At 61.6% G+C, this 20105-nt stretch carries 16 protein-coding genes and 1 tRNA gene; 3 read left to right on the top strand and 14 right to left on the bottom strand.

Going from position 1 to position 20105, the window contains the following annotated elements:
- Nucleotides 1-5 precede the first annotated feature (5 nt).
- The 3 genes from QLG12_RS20670 to ptsP are packed head-to-tail and all read right to left on the bottom strand — an operon-like array spanning nt 6 to nt 5553.
- Entirely contained in the window at nt 6-1739 is a 1734-nt protein-coding gene (locus QLG12_RS20670) for a PTS fructose-like transporter subunit IIB (protein ID WP_282475143.1), read from the bottom strand.
- 11 nt (nt 1740-1750) lie between these two features.
- The gene (pfkB, locus tag QLG12_RS20675) at nt 1751-2692 is read right to left on the bottom strand and encodes a 1-phosphofructokinase (protein ID WP_282475144.1); all 942 of its coding nucleotides are present in this window, start codon (nt 2690-2692) and stop codon (nt 1751-1753) included.
- Nucleotides 2692-5553 carry a phosphoenolpyruvate--protein phosphotransferase gene (gene ptsP / locus QLG12_RS20680; RefSeq protein ID WP_282475145.1) on the bottom strand — a complete coding sequence of 954 codons (2862 nt, stop codon included), beginning with the start codon at nt 5551-5553 and terminating at the stop codon, nt 2692-2694. Before ptsP ends, pfkB begins: the two co-directional genes overlap by 1 nt.
- A gap of 306 nt (nt 5554-5859) precedes the next feature.
- On the opposite strand from ptsP, the gene cra reads away from it, so the two are divergent.
- On the top strand, nt 5860-6855 hold the full coding sequence (cra, locus tag QLG12_RS20685) for a catabolite repressor/activator (RefSeq protein WP_197871367.1): 996 nt from the start codon (nt 5860-5862) through the stop codon (nt 6853-6855).
- Between the two features lie 3 nt (nt 6856-6858).
- Entirely contained in the window at nt 6859-7635 is a 777-nt protein-coding gene (locus QLG12_RS20690) for a TatD family hydrolase (RefSeq protein WP_282475146.1), read from the top strand.
- On the opposite strand, the gene QLG12_RS20695 is transcribed toward QLG12_RS20690, so the two are convergent.
- From QLG12_RS20695 to QLG12_RS20715, 5 genes are all read right to left on the bottom strand, one after another.
- Nucleotides 7636-8025: a hypothetical protein gene (locus QLG12_RS20695; RefSeq protein WP_011332417.1), complete on the bottom strand. Its 390-nt coding sequence runs from the start codon at nt 8023-8025 to the stop codon at nt 7636-7638.
- A gap of 154 nt (nt 8026-8179) precedes the next feature.
- The gene (locus tag QLG12_RS20700; protein WP_282475147.1) at nt 8180-10210 is read right to left on the bottom strand and encodes a methyl-accepting chemotaxis protein; all 2031 of its coding nucleotides are present in this window, start codon (nt 10208-10210) and stop codon (nt 8180-8182) included.
- A gap of 160 nt (nt 10211-10370) precedes the next feature.
- Nucleotides 10371-11204, bottom strand: a complete 834-nt coding sequence (gene ampE / locus QLG12_RS20705) for a regulatory signaling modulator protein AmpE (RefSeq protein WP_197871361.1) — start codon at nt 11202-11204, stop codon at nt 10371-10373.
- On the bottom strand, nt 11201-11761 hold the full coding sequence (gene ampD, locus QLG12_RS20710; protein WP_282475148.1) for a 1,6-anhydro-N-acetylmuramyl-L-alanine amidase AmpD: 561 nt from the start codon (nt 11759-11761) through the stop codon (nt 11201-11203). The genes ampE and ampD overlap by 4 nt, the downstream gene beginning before the upstream one ends.
- A gap of 64 nt (nt 11762-11825) precedes the next feature.
- A complete protein-coding gene (locus QLG12_RS20715) occupies nt 11826-14015 on the bottom strand; it encodes a DUF1631 domain-containing protein (protein ID WP_282475149.1) in 2190 nt (729 codons plus the stop codon).
- Nucleotides 14016-14269: 254 nt separating this feature from the next.
- On the opposite strand from QLG12_RS20715, the gene nadC reads away from it, so the two are divergent.
- Nucleotides 14270-15118 carry a carboxylating nicotinate-nucleotide diphosphorylase gene (gene nadC / locus QLG12_RS20720; protein WP_011332412.1) on the top strand — a complete coding sequence of 283 codons (849 nt, stop codon included), beginning with the start codon at nt 14270-14272 and terminating at the stop codon, nt 15116-15118.
- Nucleotides 15119-15213: 95 nt separating this feature from the next.
- Here nadC and QLG12_RS20725 read toward each other — a convergent pair whose 3' ends face one another.
- The 6 genes from QLG12_RS20725 to rbfA form a co-directional block, all read right to left on the bottom strand.
- Nucleotides 15214-15513, bottom strand: coding sequence for a DUF6388 family protein (locus QLG12_RS20725; RefSeq protein WP_064384138.1), 300 nt, complete (start codon nt 15511-15513; stop codon nt 15214-15216).
- A 248-nt stretch (nt 15514-15761) separates the two neighbouring features.
- Nucleotides 15762-15837, bottom strand: a tRNA-Thr gene (locus tag QLG12_RS20730).
- A gap of 130 nt (nt 15838-15967) precedes the next feature.
- The gene (gene pnp / locus QLG12_RS20735; RefSeq protein ID WP_011332410.1) at nt 15968-18073 is read right to left on the bottom strand and encodes a polyribonucleotide nucleotidyltransferase; all 2106 of its coding nucleotides are present in this window, start codon (nt 18071-18073) and stop codon (nt 15968-15970) included.
- A gap of 194 nt (nt 18074-18267) precedes the next feature.
- Entirely contained in the window at nt 18268-18537 is a 270-nt protein-coding gene (gene rpsO / locus QLG12_RS20740; RefSeq protein WP_011332409.1) for a 30S ribosomal protein S15, read from the bottom strand.
- A 141-nt stretch (nt 18538-18678) separates the two neighbouring features.
- The gene (gene truB, locus QLG12_RS20745; RefSeq protein ID WP_007953739.1) at nt 18679-19596 is read right to left on the bottom strand and encodes a tRNA pseudouridine(55) synthase TruB; all 918 of its coding nucleotides are present in this window, start codon (nt 19594-19596) and stop codon (nt 18679-18681) included.
- A gap of 4 nt (nt 19597-19600) precedes the next feature.
- Nucleotides 19601-20002: a 30S ribosome-binding factor RbfA gene (gene rbfA / locus QLG12_RS20750; RefSeq protein ID WP_007953741.1), complete on the bottom strand. Its 402-nt coding sequence runs from the start codon at nt 20000-20002 to the stop codon at nt 19601-19603.
- Nucleotides 20003-20105 lie beyond the last annotated feature (103 nt).

The following is a 20105-nucleotide window of genomic DNA, read 5'->3' on the forward strand; positions in this document are numbered from 1 at the left end:
ACACCTCACGCCTTCACGGGCTCCAGCGCCAGTTCCACGGCCTCCGGCCGCTTGACCAGCGCATACACCACCGCCGTCAGCAGGCTGCCCGCGACAATCGCCAGCAGGTACAACAGCGCATGGTTGATCGCGTTCGGAATCGCCAGCACGAACAGCCCACCGTGGGGCGCCATCAGCTTGCAGCCGAAGTACATCGACAACGCACCGGTCAACGCACCGCCGGCAATGCTCGCCGGGATCACCCGCAACGGGTCTTTCGCCGCAAACGGAATCGCCCCTTCAGAGATAAAGCACAGTCCCAGCACCAGCGCCGCTTTACCCGCCTCGCGTTCAGTCTGGGCGAACTTGCGCCGGGCGATGAACGTGGCGATGCCCAGACCAATCGGCGGCACCATGCCGGCGGCCATGGTCGCGGCCATCGGTGCATAACTCTGCGAGGCGAGCAGCCCCACCGAGAACGCATAGGCAGCCTTGTTGATCGGCCCGCCGAGGTCGACGCACATCATGCCGCCCAGCAGCACACCAAGCAGGATCGCGTTGGTGGTGCCCATGCTGTCGAGGAAATGGGTCAGCGCCGCGAGCATCCCGGCCACCGGTTTGCCGACCACGTAAATCATCACCAGCCCGGTGAACAGACTGGCGAACAACGGGATGATCAAGATCGGTTTCAGCGCTTCCAGGCTTTGCGGCAGCGCCACATAACGACTGATCGCCTTGGCCGCGTAGCCTGCGATAAACCCGGCAACGATCCCGCCGATGAAGCCGGCGCCCAGAGTGCTCGCCAGCAAACCGCCGATCATGCCCGGCGCGAGTCCGGGACGGTCGGCAATCGACCAGGCGATGTAACCGGCCAGCAAAGGCACCATCAATTTGAACGCGGTCTCGCCACCGATCTGCATCAGCGCCGCCGCCAGCGTGCCTTCTTCCTTGAACGCGGTGATGCCGAAGACGAACGACAAGGCGATCATCAGACCGCCCGCCACCACCATCGGCAGCATGAAAGAAACGCCAGTCAGCAGGTGTTTGTAGACGCCGCTTTTCTCTTGCTTGGCCGGGACTTTTGCATCGCCGGCAGCGTTTTCCACGACACCGTCGGCCAGGGCTTTTTTCAGCGTGGCTTCGGACTGCTTCAACGCAATCCCGGTGCCGCAGCGGTAGATTTTCTTGCCAGCGAAACGCTCGGTGGCGACTTCAATGTCAGCCGCCAGCAGCACCACGTCAGCCTCGGCAATCGCGGCTGCGCTCAGCGGATTGCGCGCGCCGACCGAGCCCTGGGTTTCGACTTGCAGGTCGTAGCCCAGACGCTTGGCGGCTTGCTGCAAGGCTTCGGCGGCCATGAAGGTATGCGCGACGCCGGTCGGGCACGCGGTGACCGCGACCAGTCGCGGCGCTTGTGCGCTGGCAACTGTGGACGGCGTTTCGGCAGCGACGTAAACCTCGGCCTCGACTGCGCCACGTCGCAGCACGTCTTCGACATCCTGCAGGGCTTGCGCCGGTGCAATCCGAAAGACTTTCTTGCCGATGAACCGGGTCATGTCCACCGGTCCCGTGGCCACCAGCAACACCCACTCGGCGGCCTCGATGGTGGCCGCCGACAATTCACGTTCCGGGTGCGCGGCGTCTACCACTTCGACGCTGGTGCTCCAGCCCTGACGCTGGGCCGCGGCATCCAGCAACCGGGCGCACAGCACACTGGTGACCATGCCGTTCGGGCAGGACGTGACAATGGCTAACTTCATGACAAACCCTCTTATTGTTCTGTCAGGGGGCGCACGCGCACGCCCTGTTCGAGCCGCGCCAGTTGCGCAACATCGTGAATGCCGAAACCGATCTGAGTTACCGCCTGCGCCGCAATCGCCGTAGCAGTGCGCAGGGTTTGTTCCGGCGTGTCCGCGCTGAGCAGACCGTGGAGCATGCCGGCCAGCAACGAATCGCCGGCACCGACCGTGCTGGCGACGCTGACCTTCGGCGGCGTCGCATGGAGTGCCGAGCCGACGCTGAACCAGTTCACACCGTCGGCGCCGTGGGAAATCACCACATGCTCGATGCCCTGGCCGTGCAGCCGATTGGCTGCCTCGGCCTGAGACGCGTGGGATACCACTTCACAGCCCAGCGCGTCGGCCAGCTCTTCGGTGTTCGGCTTGATCAGCCACGGACCGGCCTTGAGCGCTGCGCGCAAAGCTTCGCCGCTGGTGTCCAGGGCGACTTTCAAACCCAACGCCTTCAAACGCTCGACCAACTCGCGCAGCCACTGTGCAGTCACGCCGCGCGGCAAACTGCCGGCCACCACCACCGCGTCATGCCCCGGCGCGATCTGCACCAGTCGCTCCAGCAATGCCTGTTGCGCCACCACGCCCACAACCGGGCCCGGGCCGTTGATGTCAGTGATGCGTCCGTCCTGCTCCGCGACCTTGATGTTGCTGCGGGTCTCGCCGGGCACCCGGATAAACGCATCGGTGAAACCGCGCTTGGCGAACAGGTTTTCGAACGCCTGCAAATTGTCTTCGCCGAGAAAGCCGCTGACCGTCAGTTGATGCCCCAGATCGGCCAGCACCTGAGCGACGTTCACGCCTTTACCGGCAGCGTGGGTGTGCATCTCGTCGCTGCGGTTGACCTGACCGGCCTCAAGGCGTGGCAACTGCACCGTCAGGTCCAGCGCCGGGTTGAGGGTCAGGGTGAGAATCTTGGCCATTACAGGGCCTCCACTAATGCACGCACTTCGTTGGCGCTGCCCACGGCCAGGGCTTGTTGAGCAAGGGTTTGAGTCTGGGTCAGGCTGAGTTCGCGGATGCGTGCCTTGACCTCGGCGATACTGCGCCCGGAGACGCTCAGTTCATCCACACCGAGGCCGACCAGCACCGGCACCGCCAGCGGATCCGCCGCCAGCTCGCCGCAGACGCCGACCCATTTGCCGTGGGCATGGGCCGCGCGCACGGTGATGTCGATCAGTTGCAGCACCGCCGGGTGCAAGCCGTCAGCCTGGGCGGACAGGGTCGGGTGACCCCGGTCAATGGCCAGGGTGTATTGGGTCAAATCGTTGGTGCCGACGCTGAAGAAATCCACTTCTTTGGCCAGCACCGGCGCGAGCAAGGCGGCGGACGGCACTTCGATCATGATCCCCAGTTGCAGATCGGCAACCGGGATTTCCAGACGCAGGCGCTCGGTCATGTCGCGGGCCTGACGCCACTCTTCGACACTGCCGACCATCGGGAACATGATCCGCAACGGACGGTTGTCCGCCGAACGCAGCAAGGCGCGCAACTGCGCCTCCATGATCTGCGGACGCTGCAAGGTCAGGCGAATCCCGCGTACGCCGAGGAACGGGTTTTCTTCCTTGGCGATCGGCCAATACGGCAGCGGTTTGTCGCCGCCGACATCGAGGGTGCGCACCACCAGCGGCCGACCGGCGAGGCCGTCGAGGACGCGGCGGTATTCGGCTTCCTGAGTCGCCTCGTCCGGCGCTTGCGGATGGGCCATGAAAATCAGTTCGGTGCGCAGCAGGCCGATGCCTTCGGCGCCCTGCTCCACCGCGCCGATGACGCCAGCGCTTTCACCGATGTTGGCGAACACTTCCACGGCGTGGCCGTCGGTGGTGTGCGCCGGTTGATGGCGTTGTTCGGCGGCGGCTTTCAGGCGTTGTTCGCGGGTGTCGCGTTCCTCGCTGGCGCGTTGCAGGGTCGCGGCATCCGCGTCCACGTGCAGGCGACCGCGCTGGCCGTCGAGCAGCAACGGCGTGCCCGGTTTCAGCAGCAGCACTGCTGCGCCCGCACCGACCAGCGCCGGAATTCCCAGCGCGCGAGCCACGATGGCGCTGTGAGCGGTGGCGCCGCCACGGGCGGTAAGAATCCCCGCGACCCGCGCCGGATCCAGACGCGCCACGTCGGACGGGCCGACCTCGTCCATCACCAGAATGTACGGTTGCTCAGGCTCGGCGGGCGTCTGCACGCCACACAGTTGCGCCAGCACCCGACGACCAATGTCACGCAGATCGGCGGCGCGCTCAGCGAGCAACGCGTCGTGCAACGCTTCCTGTTGTTTTGCAGCGGCCTCGATCACGGCCATCCAGGCTGCTTCGGCGCTTTCGCCCTGCTTGAGGCGAGTGTCGACTTCATCGGTGAGTTCCGGGTCGTCGAGCATTTCCTGGTGGGTGATGAAAATCTCGCGGATCGCCTTGGCCTTGCTGCGCTCGATCAGGCCTTGAATGTCCTGACGCACGTCGGCCAGCGCTTGCTTGAGACGCTCGCGCTCAATGGCGGCGGACTCGCCGCGCAACGGGTAATCGATGGTTTGCTGGACCTGAATGTGCGCCGGGCCGATGGCGATGCCGGGGGCGGCGGGAATCGCTTGCAGCAAGCTGCCGGAGGCCGGGGCGATGATAACTTCGGCTATGTCGGTGATCACTTCGGGTTGTTGGCTGACGGCCGGCAGCGGTTCGACTTCTTCGCCGAGGCCTTCTTCGATGGCGGCCAGCAAGGCCGGCAAGGCGTCGGCGGCGATGCTCGGTTCGGCGATGATTTCCAGCACCTGGCCACGACGGGCGCCGAGGCTCAGCAATTTGCTCAGGCTTTTCACCGATACGGCGCTGTCCTGACCGTCGACGATGCGCACACGGATTTCGCCGTCAAAACTTTTCGCCAGTTGCGCGAGGATCTTCGCCGGCCGCGCGTGCAGACCATGGGCGTTGGCCAATGCGATACGTGCGCTAGGCCAGTCGGCCGGCAACTCGCCGCCGAGCACTTCGAGGACTTTGCGGCTACTGGTGGCGCGACCCAATTCGTGGCCGCGACCTTCGATCAGCAACGCGCACAACCGCTCGAGCAACGCCTGATGCGCTTCACCGAGACTGGCCAGACAGAACAGACCGCTGAGGGGCTGACCGAGGTAGCGCATCGGTTTGTCCGGCGTGACGAAGGCCAGGCCCGGACGCTTCACGGTTTGTTCGCTGTGCAGCCACCACAGGCCATCGCCCAGCGGCAGCGCTTCGACCTGCTGTAACACGCCGGCGAAACCGTTGCTCACGCAATCGGCCTGACGCAGCAGGCGTGCTCCGCGCCAGACCAGTTCTTCGAAATCGTCGGCCGATACGCCGAGGCCGATCATCTGCGCATCCAGCGCCAGCTCTTGCGGCGCGCCTTGCAGCAGTTTCAGCAGCGCTTCGGGCGAACTGGCGCGGCGCAGGGCCTGGCCCAGATCGGTCTCGCCGAGGGCGCGGGTCAGCAGTTGCAGCAGGCGCAAGTGTTCGTCGGATTTGGCAGCGATACCGATGGCCAGATACACGATCTGGCCATCGCCCCAGTCCACGCCGTCGGGAAACTGCATCAGGCGCACGCCGGTGGCAAACACCTGATCACGGGTTTCGGGCGTGCCGTGGGGGATCGCAATGCCTTGGCCGAGGAAGGTCGAGCCCTGAGCCTCCCGGGCCTGCAGGCCGGCGAGGTAGCCGTCGGCGACAAGTCCATCGGCGACCAGATGACTGGCCAGCAATTGCAAAGCGGCGGGTTTATCCACAGCCGACTGGCCCATGGATATCTGCTCTACAGTGAGCTCGAGCATGCGATCTCCTTTTTGGCGTCGTGTGACGCCAGGTATTGTTTTGAATGGTTGCAGCTTAGGCGCTGTAGGCCATCCTTTTCAGGAGGCAGTTTTGGCGGTTTCACGGCAGAACCGGCCAAAGGCGTCTAAAACGTAGAAAATACGCTTGCTGAAACGTTTAATCTAGATTGATCGGCACGTTACTCGATAATGTCCCATCCTTGAAGTCCAACTTGTCGGATGCGCTGAGACAATGGTCGCCTGCCTGAATCGGGTAGGATTGGCGAAAATGTCGCGGCAAGCTCGAAAAAACAAGGAAATCCCGGGTTGAAACTCAGTGATATCGCGCGGTTGGCCGGAGTGTCCGTGACCACCGCCAGCTACGTCATCAACGGCAAGGCCGAACAGCAACGCATCAGCAACGCCACCGTCGAGCGGGTGCGGGCGGTGGTCGATCTGCACGGCTTTACCCCCAATCCACAGGCGGCCGGGTTGCGCAGTCGGCACACCCGGACCCTGGGTTTTATCCTGCCGGATCTGGAAAACCCCAGTTACGCGCGGATCGCCAAACTGCTGGAGCAAGGCGCTCGGGCACGCGGCTATCAGCTGCTGATCGCCAGCTCCGACGATGCGCCAGACAGCGAGCGGCAATTGCTGCAACTGTTCCGAGCCCGGCGCTGCGATGCGTTGATCGTCGCCAGTTGCCTGCCGGCCGGTGACGACAGTTATCGCCAGTTGCAGACCAAGGGTTTGCCGATCATTGCCATCGACCGGGTGATGGATGCCGAACATTTCTGCTCGGTGGTCAGCGATGACCGCGAAGCCAGCCTGCACCTGACCGAAAGCCTGCTCGACCCGCAGCCGAAACAGATCGTGCTGCTGGGCGCCCGCCCGGAACTGAGCATCAGCCAGGAACGTGAAGCCGGGTTCAAGCAAGCCCTGGCCGGGTTCAAGGGCGAAGTGCTGATCGAACACGCCGAGTCCTTCAGCCGCGAGTGCGGCAAGCAGTTGATGGAAGAACTCCTGCAACGCCTCGGGCATTTACCGGACGCGCTGGTGACCACGTCCTACGTGCTGCTGCAGGGCGTGTTCGACGCGCTGCATGACTTCCCGCTCAAAAACCGCCCGCTGCGCCTCGGCACATTCGGCGACACCCAGTTGCTCGACTTCCTGCCGCTGCCGGTCAACGCCATGGCCCAGCAGCACCAGTTGATCGCCGACAAGGCGCTGGAACTGGCGCTGGCGGCGGTCGAACAATCGGACTACCAGCCTGGCGTGCAGGCCATCGCCCGTACCTTCAAGCAGCGTATTCACCGGGACTGAGCCGTGGAGCTGATCGACAGCCACACCCATCTGGACTTCCCCGACTTCGACGCCGACCGCGCGGCACTGCTCACCGAAAGCCGCGCCCTCGGGGTGCGGCGAATGGTCGTGTTGGGTGTCTACGAAGGCAACTGGCAGCGGGTGTGGGATCTGGTGCAGAGCGATAGCGATTTGTATGCGGCGTTCGGATTGCACCCGGTCTATCTCGATCAGCATCGGCCTGAAGACCTGCTGGCACTGGGCGATTGGCTGACACGGCTAAAGGGTCATCGGCAGCTGTGCGCGGTCGGCGAAATCGGCCTGGATTACTTCATCGAAACCCTCGACCGCGTACGCCAGCAAGCGCTGTTCGAAGCGCAGCTGCAACTGGCGGCGGATTTCGAATTACCGGCGCTGATCCACGTACGGCGCAGCCATGCGGCGGTGATCGCCACGCTCAAGCGGTTCAAGCTCAAACGCGCCGGCATCATCCACGCCTTTGCCGGCAGCCGTGAAGAAGCGCGGGAATACATCAAGCTCGGTTTCAAACTTGGCCTCGGGGGAGCACCGACCTGGCCGCAGGCGTTGCGCATGCACCGGGTGCTGGCCGACTTGCCGCTGGATTCGGTGGTGCTGGAAACCGACTCACCGGACATGGCGCCCGCCATGTACCCCGGCATTCGCAATACGCCAGCGCATCTGCCGGCGATCTGCGACTCACTGGCCACTTTGATGAACATCAGTGCGCAACAACTCGCTGCCGCCAGTACCGCCAACAGCTGCGAGGTGTTCGGCTGGTAGTCAGTCGGCGTGGGCCTTGGCCGCGTCGAGAATCAGCGTCAGGTGCTGGCGCTGCCGGGCATAACGAATCACCGCGAAGTACACGAAAATCGCGATCAGCGATCCGTTCAGCTGCTCGGTGACGCTGAGCAGACCCACCCACTCCATCACCAGGGCCACCAGCAGCGCGGTGCACACCGTCACCAGCGCACTGGCGCGCAGCAGGCCGAGTGAATCGAGCGAACGGAAACGTTTGATCTGCTTGGGGCAGCGCAATTCCAGGCTTTTCTGGCAATGGGCACAGGTGAACGCTTCGTGGATCGAAATGGCATTCAGCTGCCAGGGCTTGAGCACCAGCGTGGTCTGGCAGTGGGCACAGCGGCCCTGGACGCCCAGGGTTGCGACGGACATGTGCGATCTCCTCCAAGTGGTCAATGAACTGAGCTTGGTTCATTGAAGACGAAAAACCAGCCCCCGGAGGAAAACAGGATTTTGCTTACAGATGTAAGCCAAAAAGTACTACAAGCCATTCCGAAAAAACCTGCCTCACAGGAGGCAGGTCGCTTCAAACCCGGAACGCGCTGATCAGCTGTTTCAACTCGACCACCTGCGCTGACAACGCGCGGCTGGCATCTTCGGTCTGATGCGCGCCTTCTGCGGTGCGCTCGCCGGCACGGTTGATCTCGACGATGTTCTGGTCGATATCGTGGGCGACGGCGGTCTGCTGCTCGACGGCGGCGGCAATCTGCTGGTTCTGGTCGACGATCATGCCGACAGCGCCGAGGATGTTTTCCAGCGCCTGCTGGACTTTCTCCGACTGCCCCACCGTGCCGTTGGCCATCTGATGGCTGACGCCCATGGCCTTCACTGCCGCGCCGACGCCGCCGTGGAGTTTGGCGATCATCTGCTCGATTTCTTCGGTCGATTGCTGAGTGCGTTTGGCCAGCGTGCGGACTTCGTCAGCGACCACGGCAAAACCGCGGCCCTGCTCACCGGCCCGCGCGGCCTCGATCGCGGCGTTGAGCGCCAGCAGATTGGTCTGTTCGGCGATGCTCTTGATCACTTCCAGCACGCGACTGATCGCCTGGCTGTCGCTGGCCAATTGGTTGATCACCAGCACCGACTGATCGATTTCGCTCGCCAGAGCAGCAATGCTGCCCTGCTGCGATTCCACCAACCCGCGACCGCTGATGGTTTCGTCGTTCACGCTGTGGGCGCTGCTGACCGCTGCCGCTGCACTGCGTGCCACCTCCAGCGATGTCGCCGACATCTGGTTCATCGCGGTGGCCACTTGCTCAATCTGCGTGCGTTGCCCGGCGACCGCCTGATTGCTTTGCGCCGAGACGTTTTCCACCTGCCCCGCCTGTCGCTCGACCTCGCCAACGGTGTGGCCGACCCGTTCGATCAGGTCATGGATTTTCTTCACCGTACCGTTGAACACTTCGCCCAACTCGCCGAGTTCATCACGGCTGTTGGCGCGGAAATTCACCGTCATGTCGCCCGCCGCCACTTTATCCATCATGGCGCCGAGGTTTTTCAGGGTGGCGCGGGTGGAAGCGTAGAAGCCGCCATAGAGATAGAAAATCAGCACGAACACCACCGACAATGCCACAGCTTGCAGCACCATGTGCGCGCGGTTTTGCCCCAGGCGCTGCTGCAACTGGGTATCAATGAATTTCAGAGTGGCGTCGTTGAGCTGATAGGTCTGGTCCATCAGCCCGGTGACCTGGTCATAAAACCCCTGCCATGGAGCGTCGAGCGTTTCGGCCATCACGACTTGTTCTTCGATCAGGGTGCCGGCCTGTTTCAGCGACGCCTTACTGGCATCGGCCGGGGTGCTCAGGGAGTCACGGGCGGCTTTGCTCGAGCCCAGCGCGTCCTGCAACTTCAGGCCGTACTCGGCCTGAAGTTTTTCGATCTGCACCAGCAACTCGTCAAAGCGGGTGCTCGACGAACTGTTGAGAAAGCCCTGACCCAATGAATACGAGCCCATCGCCCGCCCCTCGCCCAAGGCCTGGGTAACGGCCGGCGTGATCGCGGTGATCAGCTCGCTGAGCTGGCGAATGTCGCTCTGGTTGTCGCGACTCAAGCCCGCCTGACTGGCCACGATCTGGCTGAAAACCTGCGCATTGCCCAGCAGCTTGCCGATCAGCGCACTTTTGCTTTGCAGGGAGTTTTCCGCTTGCTGGGCCTTGAACGCGGCGATCATTTCATCGCGCTTGGCCTCGAAGAATTTGATCTGCTCCGGATCCTCGGTCATCGGCGTCAGCCCTTGCAGGCGCGCCAGGACGTTTTGCTCAAGGCTGGTGATCTGCGCCTCGACATTGCCGGCCTTGCCGGACTGGCCGAGGGTGACGTTGATCTGCACCAGATTGTTGAGGGTTTCCAGATCCCGGCGCAGGGTCAGGCTGCTGCCCAGCAGGTCAAGGCTCTGCAGCTCCACCCGGGTGCCCTGGAATTCGCGATAGGAGTCGCGCACCAGATAGAAATTGGTCACCAGCATCGGCACCAGGAACAGCACGCTGATCAGGCTGAACTTCATGCCGAAGCTCAAGCGGTTCATCAACGAGACGGCGGGATAGAGCAAGCTCTTCACTGGAAGTCTCCCTTGGTTTTTTCTTGTTTTTTTTATTGGCAGGCGCGAGGCGACAGCAGATAGCCACTATCGGGCGCCATCTCTGTATAGCTCAAATCGAAGGGAGGTTTTGTAACTTAAGGTTAACGAGGGGGATTGCCCCCCTCGTCACTTGAATGGCCTATGCCAGCACCGTCCACAGGGCAAAGCCGGCATACCACAGCACCGCCGCCCGCAGCAGCAGTTCCCACAGGCAGTCGAGGGTGTTGATGCCTTCGGGACCGACAGCGGCCGGCGGGATTTCCCCGGCCGCCAGCCCGACCTTGTTGATCAGTTGCGCGGCGCTGATGTTCCAGTTCAGCAGTTCGTGCAGCATTACTCGGCTGACCGCGACGAAATTGCCGACCAGGGCGAGGCTCGCGGCCAGCAGGCGCACCGGCACCCAGTCGAAGGCATGACGCAGTTGCCCGGCCCGTTCGGCCACCGCCGGGTTCTGGGCGTTTTCTTCGGCCAGCGCCAGCAAGCGATAGCTCAGCGCCGCCACCGGACCGAGCAGGAAATACCAGAAAATCACCGCAAAAAAGCTCTGGTAGGCCTGCCACAACAGATGTCGTTGCACTTGCTCCAGCAATTGTTCGCCGCTTTCGGCGCAGATGTTCAGATCACGCTTGGCCACATGGGCGGCGGCCTGCAGATCCTCACGGCGCCAGGCATCGCGGAACGGCCCGAGCTCGCCCAGCAGGTCACCCCGCCCCAGGCTGTAAATCACCACCAGCAAATGCACCGGCAACGCCAGCAGACCGTAGGCCACCGGCTCCAGCACCACCAGCAGCAAGCCCAGCAGCGCCACCGGCAACAGCACCAGGACGGTCAGCACCAGCCACGGCTGTTTCGCCAGCCCGCCGGTTTCAAGCTTGTGCAGTTCGCGGATCCATCCGCCATCGCGTTGCACCCGTTGGCGCAGAGCCGAGAACTTCTCGATCCAGACCGCCAGCAGTAACACCAGAAAACTCATTGTCCTTCCTCTTGTGCCAGGGCAGCGCGGTAGCGTGCCCAGTCGAATGCGGGTCCGGGGTCGGTCTTGCGACCGGGGGCGATGTCGCTGTGCCCGCAGATACGCTCGAGCGTGATCGCCGGGAACGCCGCCTGTATCTGCCGGGTCAGCGCGATCAACGCCTGGTACTGCGCATCGGTGAACGGCAGATCATCGGTGCCTTCCAGCTCGATGCCCACGGAAAAATCGTTGCAGGTTTCCCGTCCTTCGAACACCGAAACACCGGCATGCCAGGCACGCTCAAGACAGGAGACAAACTGGGTGACCTTGCCGTCACGTTCGATCAGAAAATGCGCAGACACGCGCAGGTCGGCGATCCCGGCAAAGTAGGGATGTTCCGTGACATCCAGACGATTCTGGAAAAATTCCTGGACCTTGCCGGTGGCGAACTGCGCCGGTGGCAGGCTGATGTTGTGGATGACCAACAGGGAAACTTCGCCCGCCGGGCGTTCATTGAAGTTGGGCGAAGGGCAGACCTGCACCCCGTGACACCACCCGCTTGCGGGATCCAACTGCATACCGATTCCTTCAACGCCGACTGTGTTGGCGACCAGTATGCCGTGATCGGCCCCCGGCGCGCGATCACTTGCCGCGATTGAGCCGCCGCAGATTGCCGAGCACCGACTCCAGCGCCCGATCGAACAGCAAGGTGTCGTCCAGCGTCCGCACCGCGCCGCGACGAAATGCCAGGGCCAGTTCGGTGCGGTCACGCTCCAGCACTTTCATCCCGGTACGGTCGACGAATACATACTTGTCGGTCGCCTCGATGATCGCCGCCAGTTTGCAGCGCAGGGTGTGTTCTTCGTCTTCCTCGAACGCCACCCAACTGCCCAGACGCAGCTGATCGACCTGGCGTAGACCCGCATCGTCGGCTGGCAAACGCGCTGGCGTGCGTGGCTTGAGGCCGTCGTCGGCCATCTGCAAGACAATCGTCTGCGACACCTCGATCATTTCCGGCAGCACGGACTGATCCGGTGCGCTGGACGGCTCGAGCAGGCGCACATGCAGCGCTTCCAATTCACTGAAAAAGCCGCTGGTGGCAAACGGATCAAAAGCTGAAGTGCTCAGGCCGTCGCGCAATGACTTGAGCAACCCCGGCACCAGCGCCAGCAGACGCAGACCAGCATCGGCGTCGTCGTGGCGCTGCACGCTCCAGATCAATTGCTCCATGGTCTGCACGTCGGCCTGCCATTCGGCGGACTGATCGCCGTGCTTGAGGCAGGTCAGCAGCAACACCTTGCTCCAGGCCTCCTGCACGAACGTCACTACTGACGGTGGCAGAACTTTGCCCAGCAACGCCTGATTGAGCACCTGCTCGACCCGCTGGCGGGCCAGTTCGGTTTTCGCCCGGCCCTCTTCGGCATCGCGCAATCGCTGTTCAAGCAATTCACTGCGACGGCGCTCGTCACTGGTGAAGGCGAGGAAGTCCGCCAGCAACTCGGAAAAAATCGCCGGGTCATCGACGAAATCCGTCAGCAGGCGCTGCACCACTTGCTCGATGCGCAGGTACAGGCTGTCGCGCGCATTCACGTCGCACTCGCCCCAGCCCATCGCCGCCTCGGCGATTTCATTGAGCAGGCGCCGCGCCGGGTGGCTGCTGCGGCTGAAGAAGCTTTTGTCGATCACCGCGACCTTCAACATCGGGATCTGCAACCGGGCAATCAGCGCCTTGAGCGAATCCGGCAGGTTGCGATCATCTAGGATGCAGTCGAAGACCATGGCCACCAGATTGATCACGTCCTCGTCGGCCCCGCCGACGATTCGCGACTTGCCGCTGCGCACGCTGACCCGCGTCAGCAACTGTTCAAGCTGATGGCGCAAATCGAAGTCATCCTGCACCGCCAGCGCCGGCACGTATTGCTGCAGGTGCGAAAGCAGGCGCAGCAGGTCGCGGGTGGAAATCGGTTGGGCGGGAGCGCTGGGCTCAAGGGTCGGTGCGACGCTGCCGCGCACATGCAGCAGCAACTCCTGCAACGCGGCGAAGACCTCCTGCACGCCCGTATCGGTCTGGGTTGGGTCGACGCCCTCAAGTTCACTCTGGACGCTGGCCACGGTCTGATCGATGGCACGACGGGCCGGTGCCGGCTTGAGCTCGGGCAACACGCCCGTGGCGATCAGCAGTTGGTTGGCTTCGGCATAGAGTTGATCGGTGTCGGCCAGCACATAGCGCTCGAACAATTTGAGCAGGATCAGTTTGACCTTGATCTCCACCCCCAGATTGCGCCCCGCTTGCAGGAAGTATTCGCAAAGCATCGCCGGGCCCAGCGGGTTGTATTGATCGTCCAGGGTCTTGCCCAACAGCGCATTGAATCGCGCGGTCAGTTGATCGAGGGCGAAACCGTCGCGATTCAGTACGCGGCCGACCATGGTTTCCACCGCGACGTTGCGCTCCATGTCATCGGTGCGCGCTGTCGTGTCCTCGTGCTGCAAAGCATGAGAGAGGACGGTGGGGACGGGATCGAATTGAGTGAGGCCGACAAAGGCCTCGAAGAACTGCTCGAGAAAACCGCGCTCGATGTTCTTGCGCTTGAGGCGCAGGTCGCGCATGGCCTCGAAAAAGATGTTCTGTTCGACGTCATTGCGTGCCCGATCGGCCATTTCGAACAGGGTGTCGTCGGCGTTATCGAACAACTCCTGCAAACCGTTGCGCAGGCGCTGGGCAGCTTTGTCGCGAACCTGAAGCAGAATCACAGGCAGGCGGGCGAGCGGCGAGTGAGTCGCCTGATCGGCAGTGACCTTGTGCAAAGGCACTACATTCCCGTCGTTGTGCATCCAAGCCTCCTGAAACGGTAATTCGCCGACGTCAAAGTCATGGCGTCAAATGCAAGGCGGATTATCTTGCAAAAGATGTCTCCGGCGCCAGAGCCGTCAGGGTTTCCCCTATGCGCCGACACCTTGCAGTGACCACGAAGGAATGGGGATTGCTCAAGAAAATCGACCGGATGCAGCGCTGCGTAGCGGTTCTCGCCTTGGGTTGGCTGATGCCATGCCCCTATAATCGGGCCACTTAGTTTGTGGAGCCCGTTATGCCGAATCTACGTCTCGCCGATTTGACCGCCGAAATCGAAGCCAACGTGCGCCGTGCGTTGCTCGAAGACATCGGCAGCGGCGACATCACCGCGCAACTGATCCCGGCCGAACGTCTGGCCAAAGCCACCATCATCACCCGCGACGCCGCCGTCATCAGTGGCACCGCCTGGGTCGATGCGGTGTTCCGCCAGCTCGATCCACGGGTAGCGGTGCACTGGCAGGTGCGCGATGGCGAACGGGTTTCGCCGAATCAGCCGTTGTTTCATCTGGAAGGCCCTGCCCGTTCGCTGCTGACCGGTGAGCGCAGCGCCCTGAACTTCCTGCAATTGCTGTCGGGCGTGGCGACCCGCGCGCAGTACCTGGCGGATTTCGTTGCCGAGACTTCGGTGAAACTGCTCGACACCCGCAAGACCCTGCCGGGCCTGCGGCTGGCGCAGAAATACGCGGTCACCTGCGGCGGTTGCCATAACCATCGCATCGGCCTGTACGACGCGTTCCTGATCAAGGAAAACCACATCGCCGCCAGCGGTGGCATCCCGCAAGCCATTGCCGCTGCGCACAAGATTGCCCCGGGCAAGCCGGTGGAAATCGAAGTGGAAAGTCTGGAAGAGTTGAAAGAGGCGCTGGCCGCCGGAGCCGACATCATCATGCTCGACGAACTGAGCCTTGATGACATGCGCGAAGCCGTGCGCCTGAACGCCGGCAAGGCAAAACTGGAAGCCAGTGGCGGCATCAACGAAAGCACGCTGCTGCCGATCGCACAGACCGGGGTGGACTACATCTCGATCGGTGCGATGACCAAGGACGTGAAGGCTGTAGACCTGTCGATGCGACTGAGCATTTAAGGGCAGCGGCAAGATGCGAGCTACAAGCTGCAAGCCAAAGCGATTGTGCTTTTACTTGTAGCTTGCGGCTCGTAGCTCGCTGCTGTCGTTAGTCGTTATACGACGAGATTGTTCATCTCGCAGTACTCTTCCCACTCGACGCCCAACACTTCAGCCGCTTCCTTGTGCAGCTCCAGGCGCTTGGCCTCGAACTCTTCAGGCGTACTGGTGTACTTGAGGGTCAACTCCCACGGCTGCAGGCCCTGGGCCTCGGCTTCATCTTCGAACGCCCACTGAATCTGGTCTTTCTGATCATCGGGACTCAGGTCCTTGATCTCTTCCTTCAGATCCGGAACATCCAGGATGTATTTTCTAAGCGCTTCTTCGTGACGTTGCTCTTGAGTTAATTCGTTCATGGCGTTCTCGCTGATCATGGGAATGGAGGATGGATCTGGATCATCAAGGATCTCTCTGACGCGGACTGTCCGGCCTTCGGAACCATTCGGGATCATCTGAAAACTGCTAAGCGATGCTCATGCAGACAACGAATATAGGACGTTTGGCGAGCGAATTACACGGGACTTTACATCTCTCCCACAAAAAGTTGACCGGGGGAATATAAAACCGGATTTCGAGGGCGGAGCACGGAGAGGGAAAAGCGAAATGGTGCCCGAGACAGGAATCGAACCTGCGACCTTCGCGTTACGAGTGCGCTGCTCTACCGGCTGAGCTACACGGGCGGTGGGCTAAACCTAGCACTGGTCTTGCAGGTCGGCAACTTCGCCGAATGACTCGATATTTCATGGACAAAAAAATGCCCCGCCGTTTTCACGGCGGGGCATCTTTCATTGCGCTAGAGCTGCGGGGTGATTAAACGCCCGAAGCCTTGGCAGCTGCCACGTCTTTGATGGACAGCTTGATACGGCCGCGGTTGTCCACGTCCAGTACCAGCACTTCCACTTCCTGGCCTTCTTTCAGGATGTCGGTCACTTTTTCTACGCGAGCGTCGCTCAGCATCGAGATGTGAACCAGACCGTCCTTGCCCGGCAGGATGTTGACGAATGCGCCGAAGTCGACGATGCGCTCAACCTTGCCGACGTAGATCTTGCCGATCTCGGCCTCAGCGGTGATACCCAGAACGCGCTGACGTGCTGCTTCAGCCGCTTCCTTGGTTTCGCCGAAGATCTTGATCGAACCGTCGTCTTCGATGTCGATCGAAGCCTTGGTCTCTTCGCAGATTGCACGGATGGTCGCGCCGCCTTTACCGATGACGTCACGGATCTTGTCGGTGTCGATCTTCATCGCGATCATGGTCGGAGCGTTGGCCGACAGTTCGGTACGCGACTGGCCGATGATCTGGTTCATCTGGCCGAGGATGTTCAGGCGCGCTTCCAGGGCTTGGCCCAGAGCGATTTCCATGATCTCTTCGGTGATGCCCTTGATCTTGATGTCCATCTGCAGCGCGGTCACACCTTTGGCGGTACCGGCTACTTTGAAGTCCATGTCGCCCAAGTGGTCTTCGTCACCCAGGATGTCGGTCAGGACGGCGAATTTCTCGCCTTCTTTAACCAGACCCATGGCGATACCGGCAACCGGTGCCTTCATCGGAACACCAGCGTCCATCAGGGCCAGGGAAGCGCCGCAAACGGAAGCCATCGAGCTCGAACCGTTGGATTCGGTGATTTCCGACACCACGCGGATGGTGTACGGGAACACGTCAGCGGCTGGCAGCATGGCCGAAACCGAGCGACGGGCCAGACGGCCGTGACCGATTTCGCGACGACCGGCGCCACCCATGCGACCACACTCGCCCACCGAGAACGGAGGGAAGTTGTAGTGCAGCATGAACGGGTCTTTTTTCTCGCCTTCCAGGGTGTCCAGCAGTTGTGCGTCACGGGCGGTGCCCAGCGTCGCGACGACCAGAGCCTGGGTTTCGCCACGGGTGAACAGTGCCGAACCGTGAGTCTTCGGCAGAACGCCGACTTCGATGTTCAGCGGACGTACGGTGCGAGTGTCGCGACCGTCGATACGTGGCTTGCCGTTGACGATGTTTTCGCGAACGGTGCGGTATTCGATTTCACCGAAAGCGGCTTTGACGTCGGCAGCCGAAGGCTGGCCTTCTTCACCGGACAGCTTGGCCACAACCTGGTCACGCAGCTCGCCCAGACGCGCATAACGGTCGGCCTTGATGGTGATGGTGTAAGCCTGGGAGATCGCTTCGCCGAACTCGGAACGGATAGCAGCCAGCAGCTCGGTGGCTTCTGGAGCAGGCGCCCAGGTCCAGGTTGGCTTGGCCGCTTCGGCAGCCAGTTCTTTAACGGCGTTGATCACGACCTGGAACTCGTCGTGAGCAAACAGTACTGCGCCCAGCATCTGGTCTTCGGTCAGCTCTTTGGCTTCCGATTCAACCATCAGCACGGCGTCCGAAGTACCGGCAACAACCATGTCCAGACTCGAGGCAGCTTGCTGCTCGTAAGTCGGGTTCAGCAGGTAGCCGGTGCTTTCGTGGAAAGCCACGCGAGCGGCGCCGATCGGGCCGTCGAACGGAATGCCGGAGATCGCCAGGGCTGCCGAGGTACCGATCATCGCAGCGATGTCCGGATCGGTCTTCTTGCTGGTGGAAACGACGGTGCAGACAACCTGCACTTCGTTCATGAAACCTTCAGGGAACAGCGGACGGATCGGACGGTCGATCAGTCGGGAAGTCAGGGTTTCTTTCTCGGAAGGACGGCCTTCACGCTTGAAGAAACCGCCAGGGATCTTACCGGCAGCGTAAGTCTTTTCCTGGTAGTGAACGGACAGAGGGAAGAAGCCCTTGCCCGGATCGGCTTGCTTGGCACCGACTACGGTCACCAATACGCTGACGTCGTCGTCAACGGTGACCAATACTGCGCCGGAGGCCTGACGGGCGATACGGCCAGTCTCGAGGGTAACGGTCGACTGACCGAACTGGAATTTTTTGATTACCGGGTTCACGGTGTCCTACCTTCTTTGTGGCTCTTGGGGGAACTGGTTTCTTGCGAAATTCTTGGGCAATGCCGGGAATCGGCCCGACGCCTGTCCAGGGTAAAACGTGTATCCAGATAAAACTTGAGGCTGGGAGCCTGCCGGACGCCGGCGGAAACCCGCTGACGTCTGACAGACAACCAACCTCATAGCGCAATCGCTGATTAGCGACGCAGACCCAGGCGAGCGATCAGAGCGCTGTAACGGCTCACGTCCTTGCCTTTCAGGTAGTCCAGCAGCTTGCGACGCTGGTTAACCATGCGGATCAGACCACGACGGGAGTGGTGGTCTTTACCGTTGGCCTTGAAGTGACCTTGCAGTTTGTTGATGTTGGCGGTCAGCAGTGCAACTTGCACTTCTGGCGAACCAGTGTCACCAACAGCTTGCTGGTAGTCGGCAACGATTTGAGCTTTTTCTTGAACGTCGAGAGCCATGAGGCAATCCTTTTATCAGGAAACTGTTTCAAAAACAGTTTCAACAGGCCAGGGACAAATCCCTGTATCTATAAAAGAGTAGTGACCGTGCCTGTTGACAGCCACACTCGCCGGCCTGCTGTTACACAGACCGGTTTCCGGTCATTCTGACCGAATCAGTCGACGCGGCGCGATGCGCCCGTCTTCGCTCACTTCACCGATACCGATGAAGCGACCGTTGTGATCCTGTACCCGCACCATGCCGAACTTCGGAGCATCCGGGGCACGTACCGGCTGGCCGTTGAGCCAGTAGAACGCGCTCGCTTCCGAGAACTGCAGCAACGGCCAATCCTGCAGGCCGCTGTCCGATGGCATCAGGAAGCGGTCGACCGCTTCGTTGCCGCCTTCGGCATGTACCGCTTCCAGCTCTTCGAGGGTCACAGTCTGCGCCAGGGTGAAAGGCCCGGCCTGGGTACGACGCAGTTCAGCGACGTACGCACCACAACCGAGTTGCTCACCGATATCCTCCACCAGGGTGCGAATATAGGTGCCCTTGCTGCAATCCACCGCAAGACGCGCAGTATCGCCTTCGAAGGCCAGCAATTCCAAGCGCGCAATAGTAACAGAACGCGGTTCACGCTCCACTACTTCGCCTGCACGGGCCAACTTGTACAGCGGCTGGCCATCACGCTTGAGAGCCGAGTACATCGGCGGTATCTGACTGATTTGCCCACGAAATTTCGGCAGAACCGCTTCAATGTCGGCCTGACCAACGGTCACCGGACGTTCCTGCAAAACCTCACCTTCGGCGTCTGCCGTGGTGGTGGTCTTGCCCAGTTGCGCCAGGGTTTCGTAACCCTTGTCGGAATCGAGCAGGTACTGCGAGAACTTGGTCGCCTCGCCAAAGCACAACGGCAAAACGCCGGTGGCCAGAGGGTCGAGACTGCCGGTGTGACCGGCCTTTTCGGCATTGAGCAACCAGCGAACCTTCTGCAAGGCTGCGTTGGAGGTGAACCCCAGCGGCTTGTCGAGCAGGATGATGCCGCTGACGTTACGACGGATACGTTTGACCTGAGCCACCGAGTTACTCCTTGGTGTCTTCGGGTTCTGCCGCAGCCACGTGCTGATTGTCCTCAGCCACGGCGCGCTCGATCAGGGCCGACAGGTGCGCACCCCGTACGACGCTTTCGTCGTAGTGGAAGTGCAATTGCGGCACGCTGCGCAGCTTCATTTCACGGGCCAGCTGCATGCGCAGGAAGCCGGCGGCAGCGTTGAGCACTTTGATGCTTTGCGCGATGTCTTCGGCGTTGTCCTGCCCCATCACGGTGATGAAGATCTTCGCGTGACCGACGTCACGGCTGACTTCCACAGCGGTAATGGTGACCAGGCCGACGCGCGGGTCTTTGACTTCACGACGGATCAGCTGGGCCAGCTCACGCTGCATCTGATCGCCGATACGTTGGGTACGGCTGTATTCTTTTGCCATGATTTGTTACCTGTTACTGCCCTGCGGTGAAACCCGCAAGGTCTGAAAGCGGCAAACGCCCGGCCTGACAAAAGCCAGACCGGGCGTTGCGTTTAGAGTCCTG

Source organism: Pseudomonas sp. V88_4 (assembly GCF_029967985.1).
Classification (GTDB): Bacteria; Pseudomonadota; Gammaproteobacteria; order Pseudomonadales; family Pseudomonadaceae; genus Aquipseudomonas; species Aquipseudomonas glycinae.